The 7228-nt window shown below is 57.5% G+C and carries 8 protein-coding genes; all 8 read left to right on the top strand.

All coding sequences use genetic code 11. The annotated features are described in order from the left end of the window. A partial coding sequence (locus tag V7680_RS14410; RefSeq protein WP_335653961.1) for a carboxyl transferase domain-containing protein occupies window positions 1-647 on the top strand: 647 nt, incomplete at its 5' end. A gap of 70 nt (window positions 648-717) precedes the next feature. Beyond that, complete coding sequence (locus tag V7680_RS14405) at window positions 718-1662, top strand: DUF808 domain-containing protein (protein WP_335653960.1); 945 nt, start codon at window positions 718-720, stop codon at window positions 1660-1662. Continuing rightward, window positions 1663-2097 carry a methylmalonyl-CoA epimerase gene (gene mce, locus V7680_RS14400; protein ID WP_335653959.1) on the top strand — a complete coding sequence of 145 codons (435 nt, stop codon included), beginning with the start codon at window positions 1663-1665 and terminating at the stop codon, window positions 2095-2097. Window positions 2098-2195: 98 nt separating this feature from the next. Then, window positions 2196-2981: an enoyl-CoA hydratase-related protein gene (locus V7680_RS14395; protein ID WP_335653958.1), complete on the top strand. Its 786-nt coding sequence runs from the start codon at window positions 2196-2198 to the stop codon at window positions 2979-2981. After that, window positions 2978-3592 carry a glutathione S-transferase family protein gene (locus tag V7680_RS14390; protein ID WP_335653957.1) on the top strand — a complete coding sequence of 205 codons (615 nt, stop codon included), beginning with the start codon at window positions 2978-2980 and terminating at the stop codon, window positions 3590-3592. The genes V7680_RS14395 and V7680_RS14390 overlap by 4 nt, the downstream gene beginning before the upstream one ends. Window positions 3593-3603: 11 nt before the next feature. Continuing rightward, on the top strand, window positions 3604-5736 hold the full coding sequence (gene scpA, locus V7680_RS14385; RefSeq protein ID WP_335653956.1) for a methylmalonyl-CoA mutase: 2133 nt from the start codon (window positions 3604-3606) through the stop codon (window positions 5734-5736). Continuing rightward, window positions 5733-6758, top strand: coding sequence for a biotin synthase BioB (gene bioB, locus V7680_RS14380; RefSeq protein WP_335653955.1), 1026 nt, complete (start codon window positions 5733-5735; stop codon window positions 6756-6758). Before scpA ends, bioB begins: the two co-directional genes overlap by 4 nt. Window positions 6759-6761: 3 nt before the next feature. Further along, the coding region (locus V7680_RS14375) for a biotin carboxylase N-terminal domain-containing protein (RefSeq protein WP_335653954.1) at window positions 6762-7228 on the top strand (467 nt) is incomplete at its 3' end.

Below are 7228 nucleotides of genomic sequence, written 5' to 3'. Positions count from 1 at the left end.
GCGATTTCTTCGAAGTCCAGCCGGCCCATGCCGGCAATATCATCTGCGGCTTTGGCCGGATGGAAGGCTCCACCGTCGGTGTCGTCGCCAACCAGCCGATGGTGCTCGCCGGATGCCTCGATATCAATGCGTCCAAGAAAGCGGCGCGCTTTGTCCGCTATTGCGATGCATTCAACATTCCGATCATTACTCTGGTCGACGTTCCCGGTTTCCTGCCCGGCACCAGCCAGGAGCATAACGGCATCATCAAGCATGGTGCAAAGCTGCTTTTCGCTTATGCCGAAGCAACAGTCCCGAAAATCACCATAATCACCCGCAAAGCCTATGGTGGCGCTTATGACGTGATGGCCTCCAAACATCTGCGCGGCGATCTCAACTATGCCTGGCCGACCGCGGAAATCGCCGTGATGGGCGCAAAAGGCGCGGTCGAAATCATCTTCCGCGGCAAGACGCCGGAAGAAATCGCCGAGCATACCGCGGAATATGAAGCCCGCTTCGCCAACCCGTTTATTGCGGCGCAAAAGGGCTTTATCGATGAAGTAATCAAGCCGCATGCAACTCGGCGTCGGGTGGCTCTGGGGTTACGGAAACTGCGCAACAAGCAGTTGGAGAACCCGTGGAAGAAGCATGACAATATCCCGTTGTGATGCTTTCGATCTCAAAGCAAAATAAGATGTCACACTCGCTCTGCATTCGTGAACTTTATACGGAGGCATCATGCCAACAGGACTAGTAGCCCTTCTCGACGACGTCGCAGCCATTGCGAAAGTTGCTGCCGCGTCGGTTGACGATATCGGCGCCGCTGCGGCGCGCGCCGGCACGAAATCCGCAGGCGTGGTGATCGACGATGCGGCGGTTACGCCGACCTATGTAACCGGTTTCGATCCATCGCGCGAATTGCCGATGATCTGGAAAATCACCAAGGGATCGTTCAAGAACAAGCTGGTCTTTTTATTACCCGCAGCGGTCCTTTTGGGACAATTTGCGCCCTTTTTGATACCGATCATCCTCATTTTCGGCGGCTTGTTCCTCTGTTACGAAGCGGCCGAGAAGGTGCTGGAATTTTTCCACGTCGACGAATCCACCAAGCATGAGCAGCCCGCGATTATCGAGGGGCCGGGGCGCGAGAAGGAGATGGTCTCGGGCGCGATCCGCACCGACCTGATCCTGTCCGGCGAGATCATGGCGATTGCCCTGTCCGAACTGACCGACCAGGTCTGGTGGGAACAGGCAATCATCCTCGCGATCATCGGCATAGCGATTACCGTGGCGGTCTATGGCGCAGTCGCGCTGATTGTGAAGATGGACGATATTGGCCTGCATATCGCACAAAATAACGAGGGCGCCTTGCGGTCCTTTGGCTGCAGTCTTGTCCGGTTGATGCCGAAACTGCTCGCCGCCTTGTCGATCATCGGGACTTTGGCCATGGCCTGGGTCGGTGGCGGATTGCTGGTGCATAATATTGCAGCCATTGGCTGGCATGGTCCCGAACATCTGATCGACTGGCTGTCGCATCCTTTGCTGGGCCTGTTCCCGGCCTCGGCCAAGCTGATGGTCGGTGGTATCGCCTTTGCGCTCTTGTCGGGCATATTGGGCGTTCTTGTGGGCGCGGGAATAGCGCCGCTGGTACATAAATTCATTCCGCACGGAGAGGGACATTAAATGAAACTTGGCCGCCTCAACCATATCGGCGTCGTGACGCCATCCATTCCCGACAGCATTTCCCATTGGCGTGACGTCATGGGCGCCACTTCGATTGGCGAGTCGTTTGATCTGCCCGCACAAGGCGTGAAAGTCTGTTTTGTCGACACGCCAGCCGAGGGTCCAACCAACGGCACCCAGATCGAACTGATCGAGCCGCTCGGCGAAGACAGTCCGATATTCGGCTTCCTCACCAAAAACCCGCTAGGTGGCCAGCATCATATCTGTTTCGAGGTGCCGGACATTCATGCCGCCAAGGCGGAGTTCGAAGCAATGGGCAAACGTGTCCTCGGCGAACCGCGGATCGGCGCGCACGGGACGCTGATCTTTTTCGTCCACCCCAAGGATATGGGCGGGATGCTGACCGAAATTATGGAAACGCCAAAAGGGCATTGAACAAATGTCGTCAGGGGTAAACCTGTCAAACCCTAGCTGTCGTGGACAAGCATCCTTCGACAAGCTCAGGACCAACGGATAAATGGAGATGAAATCAAATGACCTATGAAACGATCAAGCTGGATATTGCAGACAATATTGCCACCATCACGCTGAACCGGCCCGAGCGTTTGAACGCCATGGCACCGCAAATGGCGGACGAGATTGGCGACGCTCTGGACCAGCTGGATGGTGCACGTTGCGTGCTGATCACCGGTGAAGGAAGAGCCTTTTGTTCAGGCGCCGATCTTGCCGCGCGAGGTGCCGGCGCATCCATTTCCGGCGGGCAGGGCGCCCACCGCGCGCTGACCCGTTCCTATAATCCGCTGATGATGAAGCTGGCCAAGCTGGAGGTGCCAGTGATTACTGCGGTCAATGGCCCCGCAGCCGGTGTCGGATGCAGTCTCGCTCTGGCCAGCGACTTTGCCATCGCGGGCAAGTCAGCTTACTTCCTTCAGGCTTTCGTAAACATCGGCCTGGTGCCGGATGGCGGAGCGTCGTGGATGCTGACTCGTCTTGTCGGCAAGGCGCGGGCGACAGAAATGATGATGCTGGGAGAGAAAATTCCCGGCGAAAAAGCCGCTGACTGGGGGTTGATCTATAAATGTGTCGAGGATGATATGTTGATCGAGGAAGCCCGCACACTGGCGGCTCGCCTAGCCAATGGCCCGACCGTTTCGCTGGGACTGATGCGCCAGGGACTGGCCGCAGCGCTGGAGGCAGATTATGCTTCCGCTTTGCGGACAGAGGCTGAAAATCAGCGGATTGCCGGTGACAGTGCCGATGCGAGGGAAGGCGGAATTTCCTTCCTCCAGAAACGCAAACCGGAATTTAAAGGCCAGTGATTTTCTACGATAGCGCCAATCCTGCACCAAATCCTCGCCGGGTCCGCATTTTTGCCGCCGAGAAGGGGATAGATCTGCCGATCGAAAATATCTCGATCATGGCAGGGGAACAGAAATCTACAGAGTTTCTGAAGATCAATTCGCGCGGCCAGACGCCTGCGTTGAAGCTGGACGATGGAACAGTGATCAGCGAAAGCGTGGCGATCTGTCGCTATCTGGAAGCCCTGCATCCCGAGAACCCGCTGTTCGGCGATAGCCCGGAAGAAATCGGCGCGATCGAAATGTGGTTGCGCCGCGTGGAAATGCTGGTGATGGAGCCGGTCGGCAAGCTTTGGGTGCACGCGCATCCTTATACGGCAAAGCTGCCGATCAAGCGATTCCCCGAATATGGGGAAAGCAATCGCGCCCGCGCTGTCGATGGATTTTCGATGTGCAACGACGCGCTGGCCGATCGGGAGTTTCTGGCCGGCTCGCAGTTCAGTGCGGCCGACATTATCTTGCTCTGCACGGTGGATTTTGCGGAATTCGTCGGCATAAATATTCCCGAAACGCACGTGCATTTGCTAGACTGGCATGCGCGCGTTTCTGAGCGGCCAAGCGCCACGGCGTGAAAGACGAAGATATGACAAAAAAGACTCTCGATGACTGGAAAGCCTTAGCCGACAAAGAGGTCAAGGGCCGCGATCTGACCTGGCAAACCCCTGAAGGCATTGCCGTCAAGCCGTTATATACTGCAGAAGACGCGACCGATCCGGGACTGCCCGGCTTTGGTCCGTTCACCCGTGGCGTCAAGGCGTCAATGTACGCCGGTCGTCCGTGGACAATCCGCCAATATGCTGGCTTTTCGACTGCTGAAGAATCCAACGCTTTCTATCGTCGCAATCTGGCAGCGGGGCAGAAGGGGCTCTCGGTAGCCTTCGATCTTGCAACCCATCGTGGTTATGACAGCGATCATCCGCGAGTGGTCGGAGATGTCGGCAAGGCCGGCGTGGCGATCGACAGTATCGAGGATATGAAAATCCTCTTCGACCAGATTCCGCTCGACGAAATGTCGGTATCGATGACGATGAACGGCGCGGTGATCCCGTGTCTGGCTTTCTATATCGTCGCGGCGGAAGAGCAGGGGGTTTCGCAGGAGAAGCTCTCCGGCACGATCCAGAACGACATTCTTAAAGAGTTCATGGTCCGCAATACATACATCTATCCGCCAGCGCCGAGCATGCGGATCATTTCCGACATCATCACCTATACGTCTGAACATATGCCGAAATTCAACAGCATCTCGATCTCCGGCTATCATATGCACGAAGCGGGCGCGACGGCTGTCCAGGAACTCGCCTTCACCATCGCTGACGGTAAGGAATATGCCAAGTCGGCGATGGAAACCGGCCTGGATATTGACGCTTTTGCAGGACGTTTGAGCTTTTTCTTTGGCATAGGCATGAACTTCTTCATGGAGATCGCCAAGCTGCGCGCTGCGCGGACGCTCTGGTATCGGGTGATGGACGAGCTGGGCGCGAAAGAAGAGCGTTCCAAAATGCTGCGCACCCACTGCCAGACCTCCGGAGTGTCGCTGACCGAGCAGGACCCGTATAATAATGTGATCCGTACGACGATCGAGGCGATGGCTGCGACGCTGGGCGGGACCCAGTCGCTCCATACCAACGCGCTCGATGAAGCGATCGCGTTGCCGACCGATTTCTCTGCGCGGATTGCCCGCAACACCCAGATCGTGTTGCAGGAAGAGGCGGGAATTACCAAGGTCGTCGATCCGCTGGGCGGCAGCTATTATGTCGAGGCCCTGACCGACGAACTGGTCGAAAAGGCCTGGGAGATTATAGAGCGGGTCAACGCCGAAGGTGGCATGGCCAAGGCGGTTGCCGATGGCTGGCCCAAGGCGATGATCGAGGAAGCCGCTGCCGGTCGTCAGGCCGCCGTGGATAAGGGCGAGGCCGTGATCGTCGGCGTGAACAAATATCGCCTGGCCGAAGAAGCTGCGATGGAAACGCTCGACATCGACAATGCCAAGGTCCGCGAGGGCCAAATTGCCCGGCTCGAGAAAATGCGCGCCGAGCGCGACGAAGCGGCCTGTCAGGCTGCGCTCAAGGCGCTGACCGCTGGCGCAAGGGCCGACGGCAATGTGTTGGCGCTCGCTGTCGATGCTGCCCGCAAACGGGCTTCGCTCGGTGAAATATCTGACGCTATGGAAGCGGTTTTCGGCCGCTACGAAACCCGACCAACCCCGGTCAAAGGCATTTACGGCAAGGCTTATGAAGGCAATGCCCGCTATGCGATGGTGGTCGAGGGCGTCGACGCGGTTTCGCAACGGCTTGGCCGCAAGCCGAAGATATTGGTCGCGAAAATGGGGCAGGACGGCCATGATCGCGGTGCCAATGTCGTATCCAGCGCTTTCGCCGATATGGGCTTTGACGTGATTTCCGGACCGTTGTTCCAGACTCCGGGAGAAACGCGCGATCTGGCTTTGTCCGAGAATGTCGACGCCGTTGGCGCGTCCAGCCTTGCGGCGGGCCACAAGACGCTGATCCCCGAACTGATCAACCTGCTGAGAGAGTCGGGACGCAGCGATATCAAGATTTTTGCTGGCGGCGTTATCCCTGCCAAGGATTATGAATTCCTGCGGAAATCCGGTGTTGTCGGAATCTATGGACCGGGCAGCAATATTGTGGAATGTGCGGCCGATATTTTGAGATTGCTGGGCCATAATATGCCCCCCGAAGAGGAAATTGCCGAATGACTATCGTGACAGAAGCCGAAGAAACTGACGTTCGCAACGACTGGACCCGCGAGGAAATAGCGGCCTTGTTCGATCTTCCGTTTGACGATCTGGTATTCCAGGCCGCCACCGTCCACCGCGCTAACCACACCCCGGGCCAGGTCCAGCTATCGACTCTGCTCTCGATCAAAACCGGCGGCTGCCCGGAAGATTGCGGCTATTGCAACCAGTCCGCTGGCGCAAAGTCCGGTTTAAAGGCTGAGAAGCTGCTCGACGTTCGCACCGTGCTGCAATCGGCAGCGCAGGCGAAGGATCGCGGCTCTTCGCGCTTCTGCATGGGCGCTGCCTGGCGCAACCCCAAGGACCGCGACATGCCGGCGATCATCGAAATGGTGCAGGGCGTCCGCCAGATGGGCATGGAAACCTGCATGACTTTGGGCATGCTGACCAAGGAACAGTCAGAGATGCTGTCCGAAGCGGGCCTCGATTATTATAATCACAATATCGATACCTCGCCGGAACATTATGAGAAGGTGATCACCACGCGCACCTTTGGCGACCGTCTCGAAACGCTCGAAAATGTCCGCAACAGCGGCATCAACGTCTGTTCCGGCGGCATCGTCGGCATGGGCGAGACCCGCGCAGACCGGGTCGGCTTTGTCCACGCTCTGGCGACCTTGCCACGGCATCCGGAAAGCGTTCCGGTGAACGCGCTGGTTCCTGTCAAAGGCACAGTGCTCGGCGATATGCTCGCCGATACGCCGCTGGCGAAAATCGACGACATCGAATTTGTCCGCACGATCGCGGTGGCACGGATAACCATGCCCGCCTCGATGGTCCGCCTGTCCGCTGGCCGCGAGAGCATGAGCGAAAGCACGCAGGCTTTGTGCTTCCTTGCCGGTGCCAACAGCATCTTCACCGGCGACAAATTGCTGACCACCGGCAATGCCGGTGATGATGCGGATGAAACTTTGTTTGCAAAGCTCGGCCTGGTTCCAATGGAAGCAGAGCAGCGAGATGTTCAACTAGAGGCAGCTGAATAAACCATGTTTAAAAAAATCCTGATCGCAAACCGTGGCGAAATCGCTTGCCGTGTCATCCGCACTGCCCAGAAAATGGGGATCAAGACGGTCGCCGTCTATTCCGACGCCGACGCGCGCTCGCCACATGTCAAAATGGCGGATGAAGCCGTGCACATCGGTCCATCGCCTGCCGGTGAATCCTATCTGCTTGCGGACAAGATTATTGCGGCCTGCAAGGAAACCGGAGCCGAAGCGGTGCATCCCGGCTACGGCTTTCTGTCGGAACGGACCAGCTTTGCCCAGCAACTGGCTGACAATGACATTGCCTTCATCGGCCCGCCGATCAACGCGATCGCAGCGATGGGCGACAAGATCGAGTCTAAGAAACTGGCCGAGAAGGCAGGGGTCAGCGTCGTTCCCGGTCATATTGGCGAGATTGACGACACCGAGCATGCGGTAAAAATCTCCGGCGAAATCGGCTATCCTGTGAT

Origin of the sequence: Parasphingorhabdus sp., from assembly GCF_036963705.1 — a bacterium.
In the GTDB taxonomy this organism is placed as follows: Bacteria; Pseudomonadota; Alphaproteobacteria; order Sphingomonadales; family Sphingomonadaceae; genus Parasphingorhabdus.
The sequence above is the reverse complement of the archived record's forward strand: the minus strand, read 5'-3'. Positions and strand labels throughout refer to the sequence as shown.